At 63.3% G+C, this 18532-nt stretch carries 13 protein-coding genes and 1 pseudogene; 10 read left to right on the forward strand and 4 right to left on the reverse strand.

Annotated elements, in window-relative coordinates:
• Positions 1 to 1176: 1176 nt before the first annotated feature.
• The 4 genes from dnaA (at position 1177) to recF (ending at position 5575) form a co-directional block, all read left to right on the forward strand.
• Positions 1177 to 2607: a chromosomal replication initiator protein DnaA gene (gene dnaA / locus AC0QUY_RS25150; protein ID WP_161851155.1), complete on the forward strand. Its 1431-nt coding sequence runs from the start codon at positions 1177 to 1179 to the stop codon at positions 2605 to 2607.
• A 329-nt stretch (positions 2608 to 2936) separates the two neighbouring features.
• The gene (gene dnaN, locus AC0QUY_RS25155; RefSeq protein ID WP_161851154.1) at positions 2937 to 4055 is read left to right on the forward strand and encodes a DNA polymerase III subunit beta; all 1119 of its coding nucleotides are present in this window, start codon (positions 2937 to 2939) and stop codon (positions 4053 to 4055) included.
• Between the two features lie 46 nt (positions 4056 to 4101).
• Positions 4102 to 4389 carry a GIY-YIG nuclease family protein gene (locus AC0QUY_RS25160; protein WP_475388899.1) on the forward strand — a complete coding sequence of 96 codons (288 nt, stop codon included), beginning with the start codon at positions 4102 to 4104 and terminating at the stop codon, positions 4387 to 4389.
• A gap of 46 nt (positions 4390 to 4435) precedes the next feature.
• Positions 4436 to 5575: a DNA replication/repair protein RecF gene (recF, locus tag AC0QUY_RS25165; RefSeq protein WP_475388900.1), complete on the forward strand. Its 1140-nt coding sequence runs from the start codon at positions 4436 to 4438 to the stop codon at positions 5573 to 5575.
• A gap of 108 nt (positions 5576 to 5683) precedes the next feature.
• Here recF and AC0QUY_RS25170 read toward each other — a convergent pair whose 3' ends face one another.
• Positions 5684 to 7570 (reverse strand): acyltransferase family protein, encoded by a 1887-nt coding sequence (locus tag AC0QUY_RS25170; protein ID WP_475388901.1) that lies wholly within the window; start codon positions 7568 to 7570, stop codon positions 5684 to 5686.
• Between the two features lie 334 nt (positions 7571 to 7904).
• Here AC0QUY_RS25170 and gyrB point away from each other — a divergent pair, with 334 nt between their 5' ends.
• A complete protein-coding gene (gene gyrB, locus AC0QUY_RS25175) occupies positions 7905 to 10340 on the forward strand; it encodes a DNA topoisomerase (ATP-hydrolyzing) subunit B (RefSeq protein ID WP_475388902.1) in 2436 nt (811 codons plus the stop codon).
• A gap of 21 nt (positions 10341 to 10361) precedes the next feature.
• On the opposite strand, the gene AC0QUY_RS25180 is transcribed toward gyrB, so the two are convergent.
• Positions 10362 to 11216 carry an alpha/beta fold hydrolase gene (locus AC0QUY_RS25180; RefSeq protein WP_475388903.1) on the reverse strand — a complete coding sequence of 285 codons (855 nt, stop codon included), beginning with the start codon at positions 11214 to 11216 and terminating at the stop codon, positions 10362 to 10364.
• 134 nt (positions 11217 to 11350) lie between these two features.
• Here AC0QUY_RS25180 and AC0QUY_RS25185 point away from each other — a divergent pair, with 134 nt between their 5' ends.
• From AC0QUY_RS25185 to AC0QUY_RS25200, 4 genes are all read left to right on the forward strand, one after another.
• Positions 11351 to 12061 carry a winged helix-turn-helix transcriptional regulator gene (locus AC0QUY_RS25185; RefSeq protein ID WP_161851149.1) on the forward strand — a complete coding sequence of 237 codons (711 nt, stop codon included), beginning with the start codon at positions 11351 to 11353 and terminating at the stop codon, positions 12059 to 12061.
• Between the two features lie 314 nt (positions 12062 to 12375).
• The gene (gene murA, locus AC0QUY_RS25190) at positions 12376 to 13674 is read left to right on the forward strand and encodes a UDP-N-acetylglucosamine 1-carboxyvinyltransferase (RefSeq protein ID WP_475388904.1); all 1299 of its coding nucleotides are present in this window, start codon (positions 12376 to 12378) and stop codon (positions 13672 to 13674) included.
• Between the two features lie 52 nt (positions 13675 to 13726).
• Positions 13727 to 15133: an MATE family efflux transporter gene (locus tag AC0QUY_RS25195; RefSeq protein WP_161851147.1), complete on the forward strand. Its 1407-nt coding sequence runs from the start codon at positions 13727 to 13729 to the stop codon at positions 15131 to 15133.
• The gene (locus AC0QUY_RS25200; protein WP_161851146.1) at positions 15130 to 15600 is read left to right on the forward strand and encodes a DUF2867 domain-containing protein; all 471 of its coding nucleotides are present in this window, start codon (positions 15130 to 15132) and stop codon (positions 15598 to 15600) included. Before AC0QUY_RS25195 ends, AC0QUY_RS25200 begins: the two co-directional genes overlap by 4 nt.
• Before the next feature lie 137 nt (positions 15601 to 15737).
• On the opposite strand, the gene AC0QUY_RS25205 is transcribed toward AC0QUY_RS25200, so the two are convergent.
• Positions 15738 to 16841, reverse strand: a complete 1104-nt coding sequence (locus AC0QUY_RS25205; RefSeq protein WP_475388909.1) for an FUSC family protein — start codon at positions 16839 to 16841, stop codon at positions 15738 to 15740.
• 136 nt (positions 16842 to 16977) lie between these two features.
• Here AC0QUY_RS25205 and AC0QUY_RS25210 point away from each other — a divergent pair, with 136 nt between their 5' ends.
• Positions 16978 to 18348: an MmgE/PrpD family protein gene (locus AC0QUY_RS25210; protein ID WP_475388905.1), complete on the forward strand. Its 1371-nt coding sequence runs from the start codon at positions 16978 to 16980 to the stop codon at positions 18346 to 18348.
• An 81-nt stretch (positions 18349 to 18429) separates the two neighbouring features.
• Here the strand turns inward: AC0QUY_RS25210 and AC0QUY_RS25215 are convergent.
• Positions 18430 to 18532: pseudogene (locus tag AC0QUY_RS25215) on the reverse strand (IS110 family transposase); the annotation flags it as partial.

Below are 18532 nucleotides of genomic sequence, written 5' to 3' on the forward strand. Positions count from 1 at the left end.
TCGATTGTCTCATTGCAGGGCACCGGCGCATGTGTCACATTTCTCGCACCCGTAATTTTACGAGGTGCAACTTATTGCACCGGCGTAATCGTACGCAGTTGCGAAGGGCGTGAGCACAACGGCCGCCAAATCTGGTGCCGGCATCTCCATGCGCATCTCTGCCGCGAAGGTTACCCTTCAAAAACAATTCCGAAAAACTTCGTCTCGCTAATCACTTATCCACATAGCGAGGACAAGCGTTTTGAAAAACGGTCGCGGTAACCACGATTGTAACGGTTTCTTAAAAAATTTTGCGAGTGCAGCGAAAACTGTCACGCGCCTTCGCGCCGCCGGATTCTCTGCGCTGATTCAAAAACTTGGTGTGGAGTTTCGCAATTGCAGCGTTGCAACACCGACGAAGAGTCGGGCAGCCGCGTCGAATCACGGATTGTCAGAAATCGCGCTTGGTGTATTTGTAACTCGTTCGCGACGTTCAAGGCTCTCCTGACCAGCGCGGTATGAGACCCAAGAGCGGACGTGCAAATCGGCGGCGGTGTGCGCGTTAGCGGCGCTTTCCAAGCGAAGCTGAGTTGGTAACTCATAGCAATATGAGAACGGCTGTTCTGTGTCTAAATTTCCCGGCGTAGCGCTCACGTTGCAAGCGCGCTCCGGACAAGGGGAATGAGATGCTTACCGACAATGCAGCGATGGGGAACGCGGAGCTTGTGAACGTGTTGAAGACGACAGACTGAGGTACGCGGCGGCGCAGCGACGAACAAGCGGATGTTCGGTGGCGGCAGACTGGCTTTGAAAACACTTGTGATCTGATTGCTCGTCGCGCGTTCTCGCGGCGAGAGGGGGAGGTACTATGCTTTACGGAATCAACGCGACATTCGACACGCCCATTTCAATCGTGACCGCTTCAGAATCTCTGAATGCTTCAGAATCCCTGAACAACGTATCTAGCCGCCTTACGCGAGCTCCGGGTAGACCGTCGAGTACGCGCTGACCTCGCGGCAGCCTCTCACTCCCTCCAGCCTTTGATCTGAGCAAACGGCGATTCCGCCGCACGCCTGATCTGTGTCTGGAGGTGACTGAAGCGCCATGTCGAGGTCACGTCTGGCAGGAAACCTGCAAGGCAGCCGCCAGACGATTTCGCAAGATATCTATTTACTCATTCAGAAAAGTTTTCAGGCAATGACAAACATGGAACAGGATCGCTGGTCGCGCGTGAAGGGGCGGTTGCGGACGAGCGTGGGCGAGGACGTCTATACGAGCTGGTTTGCGCGCATGGATCTGGAAGGCGTGCAGGACGAAGCCGTGCATCTGTCGGTGCCGACCCGGTTCCTCAAGAGCTGGATCCAGGCGCATTACGCCGACCGTGTCCTGACGTGCTGGCAGGCCGAGATGCCGGAAGTACACCGGATCGACCTCACCGTGCGCACGGCGATGCGATCTGCCGCGCCCGCCAAGGAAGCAACCGCACCAGCCGATCAACGCCGCACCGAGCAGGCCAATGGCCGGCCCGCGCCTGAATTGCGCGCCACCGCGACCGCGCCGGTATCCGCCAGCCATGATGCGCTCGGCGGCTCGCCGCTCGATCCGCGCCTGACCTTTGCAAGTTTTGTGATCGGCCGTTCCAACACGCTGGCGCATGCCGCCGCACGCCAGGTCGCCGAGGGACGCCGCGGCGACCCCGTGATGTTCAACCCGCTCTACATTCACGCCGGCGTCGGCCTCGGCAAAACCCATCTGTTGCAGGCGGTGACATGGGCCGGCAATTCCGGCAGCGAGCGCAAGGTGCTCTATCTCACTGCAGAGAAGTTCATGTACGGCTTCGTCGCCGCGCTGAAGACGCAGACGGCGCTGGCCTTCAAGGAAGCGCTGCGCGGCATCGACGTGCTCGTGATCGACGATTTGCAGTTCCTGCAGGGCAAGTCGACCCAGGCCGAGTTCTGCCACACGCTGAACGCGCTGATCGATGCCGGCCGCCAGGTGGTGATCGCCGCCGACCGTCCGCCGTCAGATCTCGAAAGCCTCGACGACCGCGTGCGCTCGCGGCTCGCCGGTGGGCTCGTCGTCGAGATGGCCTCGCTCGGCGAAGAGCTGCGGCTCGGAATCCTCAAATCGCGCGTGGCCGCGGCCCGCGCGCATCACGCGAGCTTCGACGTGCCGGAAACAGTGCTGGATTATCTGGCGCGCACCATCACCCATAATGGCCGCGACCTCGAAGGCGCCATCAACCGCCTGCTCGCCCACTCCAAGCTCAACAACCAGCCTGTGACGCTGGAAATGGCCGAACGCGAGGTGCGCGACTTGATCCGTCCGCAGGAACCGAAGCGGATCAAGATCGAGGACATCCAGCGGGTGGTCGCGCGGCAATACAATGTCAGCCGTTCGGACCTGCTGTCGTCCCGCCGGACCGCGAACGTCGTCCGCCCGCGTCAGGTCGCGATGTATCTGGCGAAGACGCTGACGCTGCGTTCGCTGCCCGAGATCGGCCGCCGGTTCGGCGGGCGCGATCACACCACTGTGCTGCACGCCGTGCGCAAGATCGAGGCATTGGTGGCCCGGGACAATGCGCTGTCCGAAGAGGTCGAGTCGCTGAAGCGGCAGTTGCAGGAATAGCGGCTAACAGGAAAGGACCTGGCTCCTCCCAGCCTCTCCCGCCCCTGATTCATCGAAGTCGGATCTATCCGACTTCGACAATTAGGATGCCTAACTCGGGTAAAGCCCGAGTTGGGTGGGGCGGGAGAATTTTTTTCTGCTGCCATTTTCTGCGGCAAAAGTGGGGGAACGCGGCCCTGTCTCCCTTGCACCGGCGCCCCATCCGCGCCACCTTGCGGTCCCCCCGGGGGTTTGATCAAATCCGATCCTGATCCGGCTTTTCGGGTTTCCAATGCCGCGGCGCTGCCTTGACGGGCCGCCCGGCTTTTCCATCTCTGGCGGGTATTGCAATGAAGGTCACCGTCGAACGCGCGCAACTGCTGAAATCGCTGGGTCACGTCCATCGCGTGGTCGAGCGCCGAAATACCATCCCGATCCTCGGCAACGTGCTGGTCCGCGCCGAAAACGCCAGGCTGTCGCTGAAGGCGACCGACCTCGACCTCGAGGTGACCGAAACCCTGGCGGCGGAGACCGCGACCGGCGGCTCCACCACCGTGCCGGCCCATATGTTCTACGACATCGTCCGCAAACTGCCCGACGGCTCCCAGATCGTGCTGGAAGCGGACGGCGACCGCTCGGTGATGGCCATTCGCGCCGGCCGCTCGCGCTTCACGCTGCAGACGCTGCCCGAAAGCGACTTCCCGGACCTTGCCGCCGGCGACATGACGCATTCGTTTTCGCTTCCGGCTTCCGACGTCAAGCGCCTGATCGACCGTACGCAGTTTGCGATCTCGACCGAAGAGACCCGCTACTACCTCAACGGTATCTACCTGCACACCGCTGGCAGCGCCAAGGCCGCGACCCTGCGCGGTGTTGCGACCGACGGACATCGCCTGGCCCAGATCGATCTGGGGCTGCCCTCCGGTGCGACCGGCATGCCCGGCGTGATCGTACCGCGCAAGACCGTGGGCGAGGTGCAGCGGCTGATCGAGGACAATGAAGCCGAAATCAAAATCGAGTTGTCGCAGGGCAAGATCCGCTTCACGCTCGGCAATGTCGTGCTGACCTCGAAACTGATCGACGGAACCTTCCCGGATTACGGTCGCGTCATTCCGCAGAACAACGACAAGGAGCTGATCGTCGACAAGAAGGATTTCGAGGCGGCGGTCGACCGTGTCTCGACTATTTCGAGCGAGCGCGGCCGCGCGGTGAAGCTGGCGCTGTCCGCCGGCAAGCTGGTGCTGTCGGTGACCAACCCGGATTCCGGCAGCGCCACTGAAGAGCTCGAAGTAGAATACGCCTCCGACGCCCTCGATATCGGCTTCAACTCGCGCTATCTGCTCGACATCGCCGCCCAGATCGAAGGCGAAGTCGCCGTGCTGCGCCTCGCCGACCCCGGCTCGCCGACGCTAGTGCAGGACAAGGACAACAAGGGCGCGCTGTATGTGCTGATGCCAATGCGGGTGTGAGCTCACTGTCATTGCCGGGCTTGACCCGGCAATCCATCAAAACAAAATGACCTATTGGGTGTACATCCTCGCGAGCAAACCCGGCGGAACACTGTATATCGGTGTGACGAATAATCTAGTGAGGCGCGTCTACCAGCACCGGGAAGGCTTGGCTGACGGATTCACCAAGCGATACGGCATCAAGACACTGGTATACTTCGAAGCACACGACGCAATTGCGGTCGCGCTTCAACGCGAAAAGAACATCAAGCATTGGTCGCGCGAGTGGAAAATCGATCTGATTGTCGCAGGCAATCCCGACTGGAAGGATTTGTACGATGAGATTGTCCGCTAGCGCGGACGATGGATTGCCGGGTCAAGCCCGGCAATGACAACCTGATATGACCCCCTCTCGCATTCATCGCCTCTCCCTCACGCACTTCCGCAATTACCGCGCTGGAAGCGTGCAGACGCGTGGGGACGTCGTGGTGCTGGTCGGGCCGAACGGCGCCGGCAAGACCAATTGCCTGGAGGCAATCTCGTTTCTCTCGCCCGGACGCGGCCTGCGGCGCGCGACGCTGGAGGATGTCGCCGACAATCAGGGCAACGGCTCCTGGTCGGTCTCCGCCGAGGTCGAGGGCGCGCTCGGACTTGCCACGCTCGGCACCGGCATCGATGCGCCGGCTGCGGAAGCCGCCTCCACCAGCCGCCGCTGCCGGATCGACCGTGAGCCCGTAAGTTCAGCGACCGCGTTCGGCGATCATCTGCGCATGGTATGGCTGACGCCGACGATGGACGGGCTGTTCCTGGGTGCTGCTTCGGAACGGCGGCGCTTCTTCGACCGCCTGGTGCTGGCGATCGACAGCGAGCATTCCAGCCGCGTCTCGGCGCTGGAACGTTCGCTGCGCTCGCGCAACCGTCTGCTCGAAGTGCGCAACTATGACGACCATTGGTGCGACGCGATCGAGCGCGAGACCGCCGAGCTTGCGGTTGCGGTCGCCGCCACCCGCGGCCAGACCGTGACGAGGCTGGCGGCGATGCTGCGCGAACGTGGCGCGGCTTCCGCCTTCCCGTCGGCGCAGATTATGCTCGACGGCTGGATGGAAAACGCGCTGGTCAAGGAGTCAGCGACATCGGTGGAGGATCGTTACCGCGAGATCCTGCGCGCCAACCGCGCCCGCGACGCCGCCGCCGGCCGCACGCTTGATGGCCCCCACCTCACCGACCTGCAGGTAGTCTACGCGCCGAAAAACATGTCGGCGCGCGACGCCTCCACCGGCGAGCAGAAGGCGCTGCTGATCGGGCTGGTGCTGGCGCATGCCACGCTCGTCGCCGAGATGACCGGCATCGTCCCGCTGTTGCTGCTCGACGAAGTCGTCGCCCATCTCGATCCCAACAGGCGCAAGGCGCTGTTCGATGAGCTCGCAAAGCTCGGCGCGCAGGTCTGGATGACCGGCGCCGATCCAGCCGCGTTCGTCGATATCGGCGCAACCGGTGAGATTTTCGACGTGGAGGCCGGCCAGGTGAGCCGCCGCGCCTAAAGCGTGATGACTTTTCTTCGAATCGTCATCCCGCTTTATCTTTTTGTTTGAGCATGATCTTTTCGGAAAACCGCTGCACACTTTTCCGGATCATGCTCTAGAAGCTCGTTAACGCCCCTTGCCCGCAGGCGCCTCGCCGCCGAGCAAACGATCGATGATCGATTCGATGAGAAACACCGACGCCTTTTCGGTCAGGTGCACCTGATCGCTCGCGGTGAGGTCTTCCGCCGCATCGCCAATGCGCGTCAGGCACCCCTCAGCGTTGCAAAGGACGTCCGACGCCGAGATGAATTCCGCGCCGAGCGGCCCGAGCCTGGCGCGCATGACGGCATCATAGGCGGTGGGCGACGAGGCGCTGGGCGAGCGCTCCGGGATCAGCGTGCGATGGAGCATGAAATATCTGAGCACCTCGGACGGAAGCCCGCGCTTCCACGCCGGCACCCCGCCGAGGACGACGACGCGGGCATTCGTCTTCCTCTTCAGCGCGACCACCGTCTCAGCGACATTGTCGAGATGCTTTTCCCAAGTCCCGTGCAGCAACACGATTTCGGGGCTGATCTCCCGCACGAGCGAAAACACCTTGTCGTTCATCGCGCGGCAATTGGGCGTGCCCGGGATGTCGGCGTTCAGCGCCGGAATGCAGGAACTGGAGGTAAGCTGCGCAATGCCGAAGCTTCGCGCCTCCTGCGCCTTGCGCAGGCCGGGCAGCAGCGCGCCGGCGGTCGAATCGCCCCACACCAGAACCAGCGGCCGCCGATCGCGTTCGACGCAAGTATCGGCAAACGTCATTTCGCGGCTGAGATCGAGCAGGCATTCGTGAAACCGCCATTTGAAGCTCTCCGTCGTCACATTGGCCATGGCGCGGATTTCCGGCGGCAGCCGATAGTCGAAGCCGCGCCCCCAGACGGCGACAAAGCCAGCGACCGCGATCATGGCCATGCCGGCCCCGAGACCGAACATCTTGCGCCGGCTCGGGACGCCGAAACGGATCGGCGTCTCGACAAACCGATACGTCGCCCATGCCAGCACCACGCTCGCGAGCAATATCAATTCGCGTTCCGGCAGCGTCAGCGGAGCAAATTTCACGATCCCAGCGAATACCAACAGCGGCCAGTGCCAGAGATAGAGCGGGTAGCTGATCAGGCCGATCCACACCAAAGGCCGGCTCGCCAGCACGGCGCGGTTCACCCATGCCGCCGGCGCCGACAAAAGCAGCGCGCTGCCGGCGACGGGCATCGCCGCCCACCAGCCCGGAAAGGCGCGGTGGCTATCGATAATGGCGACGCTCGCCGCGATCAGCGCCACGCCGGTCCACGCCCGCCAATCGCTCGCTTTGACGCCGTGGCCGACCTTGTTCCAGCCGCAAGCCAGCGCCGCCCCAATGAGCAATTCGAAAGCCCGAGTAAACGGCAGATAGAAGGTCGCAACCGGATTCGGACCGATCAGCACCACATTGAACGCGAACGAACCCACACCAAGAATTGCGGCCACCGCAAGAATGCGCCATCGCAGCCGGGCAGCGAGCATCAACAGCAGCGGCCAGAACAGATAAAACTGTTCCTCGATGCCGAGCGACCACAGATGCAGCAGCGGCTTTTTGGCGGATTCGATGTCGAAATAGCCGGACTGCAACAGCAGTGCGACATTGGCCAAAAACGCCGCGCTGGCGAAGGTGTCGCTGCCGAGCCGCGCCAGGGCCTGCGGCAACATCCAGAGCCAGCCCAACACCAATGTCGCGCAGAGCACCACGATCAGCGCCGGGAATATCCGCCGGATCCGCCGATTGTAGAACTCGATCAAGCTGAAGCGCCCGAGTTCCAGCTCGCGCGCGATAATGCCCGTGATCAGAAAGCCCGAGATCACGAAAAACACGTCGACGCCGACGAAGCCGCCCGGCGCAGCATCCGGGAACGCGTGAAAATTCAGGACCAGCATCACCGCGATGGCTCGGAGGCCATCGATATCCGGCCGATATTTTGGTGGGGGCGAGGACAATGCAGACGAATCCGAGATCGCGACCGACGGCGGACAACGTCCACAAGCTGTCGTACCGTCCTCTCTAGCAGGTCCGCGGCGGCCTGCCATTTTTCCCGGCGACCGCCCGCGAAAATCAGGCGATCGAGGGCGCAAAATCGGCCTTCGAATCGCGCTTTTCGAGGGCCCCAGAATCGGCCCTGGAACACCTTGAAAAAGGGTAAAAAACCACCATTTATTCAAAGACTTGTAGACAGAGAGATTGCGCTAGGCGCAATGCCTCTTTCATGGCACAAATAGCGTAATCAGCGCCTCATATTGCGCAGCTGATTCCGGACACCCTCGAAGGCTTCACATGACAGAACCTGCCCGGCGGACCCCTGCCGACACTGAGCATCCCATTCCGGTCGAGTACGGCGCGGAATCGATCCGGGTGTTGAAGGGCCTCGATGCCGTGCGCAAGCGGCCGGGCATGTATATCGGCGACACCGATGACGGTTCCGGCCTGCACCACATGGTCTACGAGGTCGTCGACAACGCGATCGACGAAGCGCTCGCGGGCCACGCCACGCGCGTCGACGTAATCCTCAACGCCGACAATTCCGTTACCGTGCGCGATGACGGCCGCGGTATTCCCGTCGACATCCACAAGGGTGAAGGCATCTCCGCCGCCGAGGTCATCATGACCCAGCTCCATGCCGGCGGTAAGTTCGACCAGAACTCCTACAAGGTTTCTGGCGGCCTGCACGGCGTCGGCGTCTCCGTCGTCAACGCGCTGTCGAGTTCGCTGAAGCTCAGGGTCTGGCGCGACGACAAGGAGCATTTCGTCGAGTTCGCCCATGGCGACTCGCTGGCGCCGCTGAAGGTGGTCGGTGACGGCAAGGGCAAGCGCGGCACCGAGGTGACCTTCCTCGCCTCGCCCGAGACCTTCAAGAACATCGAATATGATTTCGCGACCCTGGAACACAGGCTGCGCGAACTCGCCTTCCTGAATTCCGGCGTTCACATCATCCTCTCCGACATGCGTCACGCCGTCGAGAAGCGCGAGGAGATGCAATACATCGGCGGCGTCGAGGAGTTCGTCAAATATCTCGATCGCAACAAGAAGGCGATCGTGCCGACCCCGATCATGGTGCGGTCGGAGGCGAACGGCATCGGCGTCGAGGCGGCGCTGTGGTGGAACGACAGCTACCATGAGAACGTGCTGTGCTTCACCAACAACATCCCGCAGCGCGACGGCGGCACCCATCTCGCCGGCTTCCGCGGCGCGCTGACGCGCCAGGTCAACGGCTATGCCGAGGCCAATGCGAAGAAGGAGAAGATCGCGCTCACCGGCGACGATTGCCGCGAAGGCCTCACCGCCGTGCTGTCGGTGAAGGTGCCGGACCCGAAGTTTTCGTCGCAGACCAAGGACAAGCTGGTGTCCTCGGAAGTGCGCCCGGTGGTCGAGAACGTCCTCAACGAGGCGCTCGCCGCGTGGTTCGAGGAGCATCCGACCGAAGCGAAAGTCATCGTCGGCAAGGTGATCCAGGCGGCCGCCGCACGCGAGGCCGCCCGCAAGGCGCGCGAACTGACACGCAAGAGCCCGCTCAGCGTCTCCTCGCTGCCCGGCAAACTCGCCGACTGTCAGGAGAAGGATCCAGCCAAGTCGGAACTGTTCATCGTCGAGGGCGACTCGGCCGGTGGCAGCGCCAAGCAGGGCCGCAACCGCGAATTCCAGGCGGTGCTGCCGCTGCGCGGCAAGATCCTCAATGTCGAGCGCGTCCGCACCGACAAGATGCTGTCGTCGGAGCAGATCGGCACGCTGATCACCGCGCTCGGCACCGGCATCAGCGACGACTTCTCGGCCGACAAGCTGCGCTACCACAAGATCATCGTGATGACGGACGCCGATGTCGACGGCGCCCATATCCGCACGCTGCTGCTGACCTTCTTCTACCGGCAGATGCGCGAATTGATCGACCGCGGCCACCTCTATATCGCGCAGCCGCCGCTCTACAAGGTGACGCGCGGCAAGTCCGAGCAGTACCTGAAAGACGAGCGCGCACTGGAGAATTATTTGATCGGAACCGGCCTCGACGACTGCGTCTTCAGGCCGGCGACAGGATCGGAGCGCGGCGGCCGCGACCTGCTGTCGCTGGTGGAGGACGCGCGCGTCATCCGCGGCATCCTGAACAATCTGCACAGCCGCTATAACCGCAAGGTGGTCGAGCAGGCCGCGATCGCGGGCGTGCTCAACCCGAGGATCACCGCCGATCTTGCCACCGCCAACGCCGCGGCCGAATACATCGCCAAGCGCCTGGACAAGCTGGCCGACGAAGTCGAGCGCGGCTGGGTTGGCCGTTTCACCGAGGGCGAAGGCTTTACCTTCGAGCGCACCATCCGCGGCGTCAAGGACGTCGCGATCATCGACGACGCCTTGCTCGGCTCGGCGGACGCGCGCAAGCTCGACGACTACGCCGCGAAGCTGCAGGAGGCCTATCCGAATCCCGGCTTGCTGCGCCGCAAGGATTCCGAGACTGCGATTCACGGGCCGGTCAGCCTGTTCGAGGCGGTGACCGACGCCGGCCGCAAGGGCGTGGCGCTGCAGCGTTACAAAGGCCTTGGCGAGATGAACCCCGAACAGCTCTGGCAAACCACGCTCGACACCAACGAGCGCTCGCTGCTGCAGGTGAAGGTCAAGGAGGTCGACGAGGCCGACGACATCTTCACCAAGCTGATGGGTGATGTGGTCGAACCGCGCCGCGAATTCATCCAGGATAATTCGCTCAGCGCCAATGTCGACGTGTGAGGCAGGGCGCGCCTGTCCTGGCTAGCCCGCGACTTCCAGCAGCAGGGTCGCCAGCTCAGTTGGATGCGTAATATACGGCAGGTGCGAGCTCGCGATTTTGCGCGATTGCCACCCCGCCTTCTCGCTCGCGGCCGTCGCATAGCGGTCGAAGCCCGGATGCGGCCATTGGGTGCGAATATAGGTGCGAGGCAACTTCTCGGCGGCAGGATGCCGGCTCTTCACCGCCTCCTTGAAGTGGCCGAACGGTGTCGGGCGAAGGCGGGGCAGTATCCAATCGAGATCCGCGTCTTCGGTTACTTGCCACGTCTCGGTGACAAGTTGCTTCCATGGCGGCGACGCGAAACGCGGCAGTAGCCAGCCGTCGCCCTCTTTCTGCACCAATGCTTCGAGAGCCGACCGGCGATCGGGTGCGATCACGTCCATCATGCTTTGGCCGTCATCAGGCACGAAGGCATCGAGAAAGACCAGGTGCGCGATCCGTTCGGGCATGTGATCGGCAACGCCGGTAATCACCATGCCGCCCGAACTGTTGCCGACGAGGATGACGTTGCGCAGGTCCTCAAATTCGATGACGCTGGTGACGTCGCGAACATGTACTTCAAGCCCGATTTCCGGCTTGGCCAGGTGCGCACGCTCGCCAAGCCCGGTCAGCGTCGGAGCGAACACCTCGTGCCCCTGCGCACGCAGCAGCGGCGTTAGCTTTTTCCAGCACCAGCCGCCGAACCAGGCTGGATGGATCAGGACATAGATCATCTCGCGGCCCTCCTGCGATTGCGCATTCGAATTTCCCAAGGTTGAGACGGCGGAAATTGCCGCACCGCCGATCGTGGCCAAGGCGTCCCGGCGCGAAAAGCCTGCATCGCTGCGCTCGCCCATGGCTCTCTCCACAAGTTGCCGCTGTGCAGCGGGTTTCGAGCGAGAAAGGACAGCATCGTTTGCCGAATGCCTGATGCCAGCAAGTCCAAAATCTGGACTGGTTCCGGCTACCCGAACGTGTTTGAATCCTTCCCATGAAAAGCGGCTACGGCGAGTTCTGTCCGATAGCAAAGGCGTCCGAAATTTTCGCCACACGTTGGACGCCGCTTGTGCTGCGCGAGTTGATGTTGGGCGCGCACAGTTTCAATGACATTCATCGCGGGGTGCCGTTGATGTCGCGGACGCTTCTAGCCGAGCGCCTTCGGCATCTGGAAGAAAACGGCATCGTCGTGAGAAGAACTCACCCCGACGATTCAGGCTGTGAATATTGGCTGACGCCGTCAGGCGAAGCATTTCACGATGTGTTGCGCGACCTCTCGCGCTGGGGCTTGGCGCATGCCCGCGATCGCCTCACTGCAGACGATCTGAATCCCGGCCTGCTGATGTGGCGCATGCGCAAGCGCGTGGACATCCGTGCATTGCCGGAGCATCGCGTGGTGATCCGTTTCGAATTCTCTGGCGTTCCTAAAAGCCGAACGGCGTTGCGCGTTATGTGGCTGATTCTCGAACGGGCTGGCGTTGACATATGCTTCAAGGATCCGGGATATGCCGTCGATCTGACCGTTCGCAGCGATATTGCCGTCCTTATCAGGCTTTATCTCGGACACCTGCATTGGCATGAGGTCGCTGGAAAAGCATTGACGATCGAGGGCGACGGACGGATGGCGCAACAACTTCCCATCTGGCTGCAGTTCCACAGACAACTCGGCCGGGGCTATCTACCCTTTGGGCGTCCTGCCGCTTGATCATCGGCCCCGATCACAGCCGCTGTTGCATGGTCACGCGGCCGCGATGAAAAGACCCGCCGATCTGCTTGGATGGACCACGGCGTTAGAGGCTGGCGTGCACGGCGATGCCGCCTATATCCTGGCTCCGGAACCGTGCAACCAGCCGCCCGCGATTTTGACTGGAGTGGAGGTTCTGTGTAATTCAACCCCAGCCGGGTCAGGCAATCCGAGCTATTCGTGTCGGCCTTTCATGCTACGATGCGGTTGCTGACCATTGATTCTGCTAAAGAATTCCGGCAGTCACATTTAGGAAATGGGTTAAGGACCGCGTCGTGCCGCCTATTCAATACATCGTTGAAGGTGGCCACCGGCTTGCGGGCACCATCGAACCGTCCGGCAACAAGAATTCGGCGCTGCCGATCATCGCCGCCGCTCTGCTCACCGAGCATCCGGTGACGCTGGATAACGTACCGCGCATCCGCGACACCGAAACGCTTGTAGAGCTGATCCGCTCGGTCGGCGCATCCGCGGAATGGAAGGCGCGCAATACGCTGGCGATCCACGCCAAGGAGGTTCGCGCCGCCGATCTCGATCCCGAGCTGTGCGCGCGCATCCGAGCCTCGATCCTGCTGGCGGGGCCGCTATTGGCGCGCTGCGGCGAGGTGGCACTGCCGCCGCCCGGCGGCGACGTCATCGGGCGCCGCCGTCTCGACACGCATTTTCTCGCCTTCGAGCAACTGGGCGCGACCGTCACCGCGACGCACCGGCTGGAGTTTCGCGCTGTCAGGCTGAAGGGCGCCGACGTCTTCCTCGACGAGCCCAGCGTCACCGCAACCGAGAACGCGCTGGTTGCGGCGGTCGCCGCCCACGGCACCACCTATTTGCGCAACGCTGCTTCCGAACCGCATGTGCAGGACCTCGCGCATTTCCTGGTCGCGCTCGGCGCCAAGATCGAGGGCATCGGCACCAACACCATCATCGTCCACGGACCGGCGACGCTCGGCGGCACGACCTATTCGATCCAGCCCGACCATATCGAGGTCGGCTCGCTGATCGGGCTTGCCGCGGTGACGCGCTCGCCGCTGCGCATTGCGAAGGCCGGCGTCGAGCATCTGCGCTCGATCCGGATGGGCTTTGAACGGCTCGGCATCGTCTGCGGTGTCGAGGGCGAGGACCTTGTCGTGCCGTCCGGCCAGACCATGAAGATCCACGACGATTTCGGCGGCCACGTGCCGAAGCTGGAGGACCAGCCATGGCCGGCCTTCCCGGCTGACCTGATGTCGATTGCGATCGTGACCGCTACGCAATGCGACGGCGTGATCCTGATGTTCGAGAAGATGTTCGAGTCGCGGATGTTCTTCGTCGACAAGCTGATCTCGATGGGCGCCCGCATCGTGCTGTGCGACCCGCATCGCGCCATCGTCGCCGGCCCGAGCCGGCTGCGCGGCGCACTGATGACATCGCCCGATATCCGCGCCGGCATGGCCATGCTGCTCGCGGCAGTCGCGGCCGAAGGCACCTCGACCATCAACAATGCCGACCAGATCGAGCGCGGCTATGAGCGCATCGAGGAGCGGCTCAACGCGCTGGGCGCCCGGATCACCCGCGTTCCCGCGCGCGAGGGTGGATAGTCCTCAGCGGCACCGTCATTTTTTCGGCTCTCGGCGTGGGTAGTCCATTGCAATGACCTCGCTCGACAAAATCGAACGTGCATCTGTTGCGCCGCCTGCCTCTGCGGCCGTGCCCGGCCGCCATCTCGCGATTGAGCTCGCCGAGACGCTGAAGCTCGCGGTGCCGCTCGCGCTGACGCAGCTCGGACAGATCGCGATGATGACGACTGACCTGGCGTTCATCGGTCGGTTCGGCAGCGAAACCGTGGCTGCGGCAGCCCTCGCCCATACGGTGTTCTTCGTCACCTTCACGTTCGGCATGGGCCTGGTTTCGGCCGTAGCACCGCTAGCGGCGCAGGCTTTCGGCGCTCGTGATCCGCGCATGGTGCGGCGTGCGCTGCGCGTCGGCTTGTGGGCGGCTCTCTTGATCGCTCTGCCACTGATGGCATTGCCATTCCGCGGCGAGGCAATCCTGATCGCGCTCGGCCAGGCGCCGACCGCGGCTAAGCTCGCGCAGCAATACCTGTTCGGCCTCGCCTGGGGCATCCTGCCCGCGCTGTGGTTTATCGCTATCCGTGGCTTCATGAGCGCGGTGAACCGGCCCGAGCCGGTGCTGTGGATCACGCTGGCCGCGATCCCGGCGAACGCGTTGCTGGTCTATCTGCTGCTCTATGGGAAATGGGGCCTGCCCGAACTCGGGCTGTTCGGCGCGGGCCTTGCGACCAGCATGGTCAATCTCGGCACGTTTCTCGCCGGGCTGTGGTTCACCGCGCTGCGCCAGCCGTTCCGGAAATATCACGTGCTCGGCAACATCTGGCGCATCGACTGGCCGTTGATGGCGAAGCTCGCGATTGTCGGCGCGCCGATCTCGATGGCGTTTCTGCTGGAATACGGGCTGTTCGGTGCTGCCGGCCTGCTGATGGGTCTGATCAGCACCACGGCACTGGCAGCGCACCAGATCGCACTCCAGATCGCAGCCATCCTTTTCATGGTGCCGTTCGGGATCAGTATGGCAGCAACCGTCCGGGTCGGTCATGCGATCGGGCGCCGCGACAGCGGCGCCGTCCGGCGCGCAGGTTATGTGGCGATACTTCTCGGCGCTGCGTTCATGGCCACGATGACACTGGCCGTGATCCTTGGACGGTTCCTGATTGCCGAGTTGTTCCTCGGCGAAGCCGTCGACGCGACCGCGACGCTGACGGCCACGCTGCTCCTGATCGGCTCCACCTTCTTTGTCGCTGATGGTATCCAGACCATTGCCGCCGGTGCGCTGCGCGGAATGAACGACACGCGCGTGCCGCTGCTGTTCGCCACCTTGAGCTACTGGCTGATCGGCTTTACTTCCGCCTGCGCACTTGGATTCTGGACATCGCTTGGCGCCAGTGGCGTCTGGATCGGATTGTCGATCGGCACCTTGGTCTTCGCCGTTCTGCTCGTCTTGCGATTTCGACTACTGACCAGCAGACTGCCGTCACCATGACCGTCCGCGAAGTCACGCCTGCCGTCGATGCCGATGCGCTGCTGGCCGGCGCGCAATTCGCCGACGCCTTTTGCATTGAAATCAGCGATGGCAATCTCGATGCCCGCCGCGCCGCGGAACGGATGATGGCGCGGCAGCCGCGCTGGGCCGAAGCGTTGCTGGCGCTGCGTAATTTACTGGTCGCGCCGTTCGGGTTGAAAACGTCGGGCGTCAGTCCAGACGCGCCGCGGGACATGATCGGGATCTTTCCGGTTGTGAGCGAAACGCGCGATCGCCTCATTATCGGCTTCAACGACCGCCATCTCGATTTTCGTGTCGTCGTCGACGTGACGGCGCCGCGCGACGTCACGCAGGTCACCGCAACAACGCTGGTCAAGACGCACAACTGGCTCGGCCGGACTTATCTCGCGATCATCATGCCGTTCCACCGGCTGATCGTGCCTGCCCTGCTGCGCCAAGTGGGCTGAACGTCATTGCCTGCGACAAACGCGAAGCGTTTGCGCAAGGGAGCGATAGCGACGACTTGTCCGCCGAAGCTTAAGGAGCGAAGCGGAAGCAGTCCATGTGTCCGCGCGAGGATAGATGGATTGCTTCGCCGAACGCGCTAGATTTTTGCAACGGCCCGCTTCCCGCACCAGTCGGCCTGGCAACGGTCGAGATCGGTCAGGTTCTGTCGCATCTGCTCCAGCGAAAATCCCAGCGCGAAGAATCGCTCCGCCACGTCGACTGGCACGCCGCGAGTCAGGCCGTCGTTTCGCACCGCAGCGACTTCGGCGGCATAGGCCTGCAGCGCCGCATCGACGGGCCGGATGTCCACGGCGCCGCTACCGCTCCGCAACGATTCGGCCGCCGTGCGCATATAGTCGACGATCGCCTTGCTGACATCGGCCAACGGCCGCGCCAACCTTGCCTGCACATTGGCCGGCAGCGGCACCACGCTGGCGCGCCCGATCATCACGACATCATGGCGCAAGCGCTGGATGGTGCGCAGCAACGGGCCGGTGTCCGGTCCCGAAGACAGGCGCGCGCCGCGCTCGCGCTCGGCTTCCAGACCGATCGCATGGAGGTTGGTCAGCGCGGTACCGATCCCGCTCTGGATACGGTGCAAGGCGTCATTGTCGAGCCCGCGCGTCAGTCCCGCAAGCAGCTCGGCGAATGCGGCAGCCAGCAGTTCCAAAATCTGCGCCGCATTGATCCGGATCTGGCTGATCGCCCGCGACGGCAGCACCAGGAATGAGACCACGAGCCCGGTAAGTGCACCGACTGCGACCTCGAACAGCCGGTCGATGGTGGAATCCAGCGGATTGGCATGGTTCATCGCCGGCACCAGCAGGACGATCACGGCCGTCACCGTGGCGGCGCTCAGGCTGGGATTGACGGCGCCGATGAAAGCCATCGGCCCGACCGTGAGCACCAATAGCGCCAGCAATCCACCCTCGCCGGAATGCGGGATCAATATCGCAATGGCGCCGCCATAGAGCGCGCCGCCGACGGTACCGAGCATGTAATCGCGCGTCGCCTTCAGCGAACGGCCAACGCTCATCTGGGTGACGATCAGCGAGGTCAGCACCGCCCACAGCGGCAGCATCAGATGCAACGCCCTGGCGATCGCATAGGCTGCGACCGCGGCAACCGCGAGCCTGACGGCGAGCGCCAGTTGCGTCTTCCGTGACCGGATCGCTCCAAGCATGCGTTTTGCGAAGGCCATCATGCGCTGCATCCCGGAATCTGCGCGCCACGCTTGTGCTAGACGACAGCAGGCATAGCTGATGCCCGCGACAGGGAGGCGGCTTGAAAGGTCAAGTTGGCCCGCCTACCCTGCCCGGCAAATACGAGGAAACACGATGGCCCACGAAACCGCAACGCTCGCAGCCTATGTCGCCGGCCTCAAATTCGAAGACATTCCGCCGGAGGTGCTGGAACGCGCCAAGGTGCTGACGCTCGATTTCCTTGGCAGCACGATCCGGGCGCGGCGCGACGCGGAATCCACCCCGTCGCTGCTGAAGATGCTGGAGGCGCTGGCGCTGGACGGCAAGGGCGAAGCCACCGTATTCGGCGATAGCAAGACCTGGACGCCGGCGGTCGCCGCGCTGCTCAACGGTGCGCTCGGCCATTCGCTGGATTTCGACGACACGCATGCGGATTCCTCGCTGCATCCGAGCGCGCCCGTGGTGCCGGCGGCGTTCGCGGTTGGCGAAATGGTCGGTGCATCCGGACGTGACGTGCTGACCGCAATCGTGGCCGGCTATGAAGTGTGCTGCCGCCTCGGCAACGCGCTCGATCCCACCTCGCATTATGCGCGCGGTTTTCATCCGACCGCGACGGCAGGAACCTATGGCGCGGCGGCCGCCGCCGGAAAGCTGTTCGGCCTCTCGAAGGATCAGATCATCTCGGCCTTCGGTGTTTCCGGCAGCCAGGCCGCGGGCTCGCTGCAATTCCTGGTCAATGGCGCCTGGAACAAGCGCTATCAGGTCGGGGCGTCTGCAATGAACGGCGTCATCGCCGCGACGCTGGCGCGCAATAATTTCGTCGGTTCGACGGAATCGGTCGAGGGCAAGCACGGCCTCCTCGTCGGCTACAGCGACGACGCACATCCGGACAAGGCGACCGCCGGCCTCGGCAAGACCTATGAGACCCTGAAGATCGGCGTGAAGCCGTATCCGAGCTGCCGCTATACCCATGCGGCGCTGGATGCGCTGATCGCGATGCGCCGGGAGCACAATCTGACGCCGGATCAGATCAAGCGCGTCGAGATCGGCCTGCACCGCAACGGCATCACGCTGACCGGCGACGCAGCCACCAAGCGGCATCCGACCTCGATCGTCGGCGGGCAGTTCTCGATGTTCTTCACCGGCGCGCTGGCGCTCGATCAGGGCAGCTTCGGCTGGGACGATTACGACCGGCTTGGCGATACAGCGGTGAATGCGCTCGCCGACAAGTTCGACGTGGTGCAGGACGACCGCCTCGAGATCGGCCGCACTCACCCCTTCGGCGCGCGCGTCTCCATCACCACCGACGACGGCGTGCACGAGCGGCTCAATGCCGACCCCTCCGGCGAGCCGGATTCGTTTCCGGACGCACAGGCGATGCAGCAGAAATTCCTCACGCTTGCCCGCCCTGTGCTGAACGGCCGCGCCGACCAACTCGCCGATGCGATCCTCTCCTTGGAGAGGTTCGACCGCGTCGAGAAGGCCACGCAGTTGGGGCGGCAGTAGCTGCCGCGCGCGTGGACCAACCTCGCCCCGCTTGCGGGGAGAGGTCGGCGCGCAGCGCCGGGTGAGCGACTATCTGGTTTGTCAAGTTGCATTGGCATACGCGGTTCGCGCGTCGCGAGCTTTTGCGTTGAGCCTGACGAGGAGCTTGCGGGCAAGGGCAATGCGAACGACCATTTTCTCCTTG

Source organism: Bradyrhizobium sp. WYCCWR15520 (genome assembly GCF_056174665.1).

What these genes read in the sequence shown, in the direction of transcription:
- dnaA (WP_161851155.1), top strand. Translation starts at nt 1,177, where the DNA reads ATGACAAACATGGAACAGGATCGCTGGTCGCGCGTGAAGGGGCGGTTG.
- dnaN (WP_161851154.1), top strand. Translation starts at nt 2,937, where the DNA reads ATGAAGGTCACCGTCGAACGCGCGCAACTGCTGAAATCGCTGGGTCAC.
- AC0QUY_RS25160 (WP_475388899.1), top strand. Translation starts at nt 4,102, where the DNA reads ATGACCTATTGGGTGTACATCCTCGCGAGCAAACCCGGCGGAACACTG.
- recF (WP_475388900.1), top strand. Translation starts at nt 4,436, where the DNA reads ATGACCCCCTCTCGCATTCATCGCCTCTCCCTCACGCACTTCCGCAAT.
- gyrB (WP_475388902.1), top strand. Translation starts at nt 7,905, where the DNA reads ATGACAGAACCTGCCCGGCGGACCCCTGCCGACACTGAGCATCCCATT.
- AC0QUY_RS25180 (WP_475388903.1), bottom strand. Translation starts at nt 11,216, where the DNA reads ATGGGCGAGCGCAGCGATGCAGGCTTTTCGCGCCGGGACGCCTTGGCC.
- AC0QUY_RS25185 (WP_161851149.1), top strand. Translation starts at nt 11,351, where the DNA reads ATGAAAAGCGGCTACGGCGAGTTCTGTCCGATAGCAAAGGCGTCCGAA.
- AC0QUY_RS25195 (WP_161851147.1), top strand. Translation starts at nt 13,727, where the DNA reads ATGACCTCGCTCGACAAAATCGAACGTGCATCTGTTGCGCCGCCTGCC.
- AC0QUY_RS25200 (WP_161851146.1), top strand. Translation starts at nt 15,130, where the DNA reads ATGACCGTCCGCGAAGTCACGCCTGCCGTCGATGCCGATGCGCTGCTG.
- AC0QUY_RS25205 (WP_475388909.1), bottom strand. Translation starts at nt 16,841, where the DNA reads ATGGCCTTCGCAAAACGCATGCTTGGAGCGATCCGGTCACGGAAGACG.
- AC0QUY_RS25210 (WP_475388905.1), top strand. Translation starts at nt 16,978, where the DNA reads ATGGCCCACGAAACCGCAACGCTCGCAGCCTATGTCGCCGGCCTCAAA.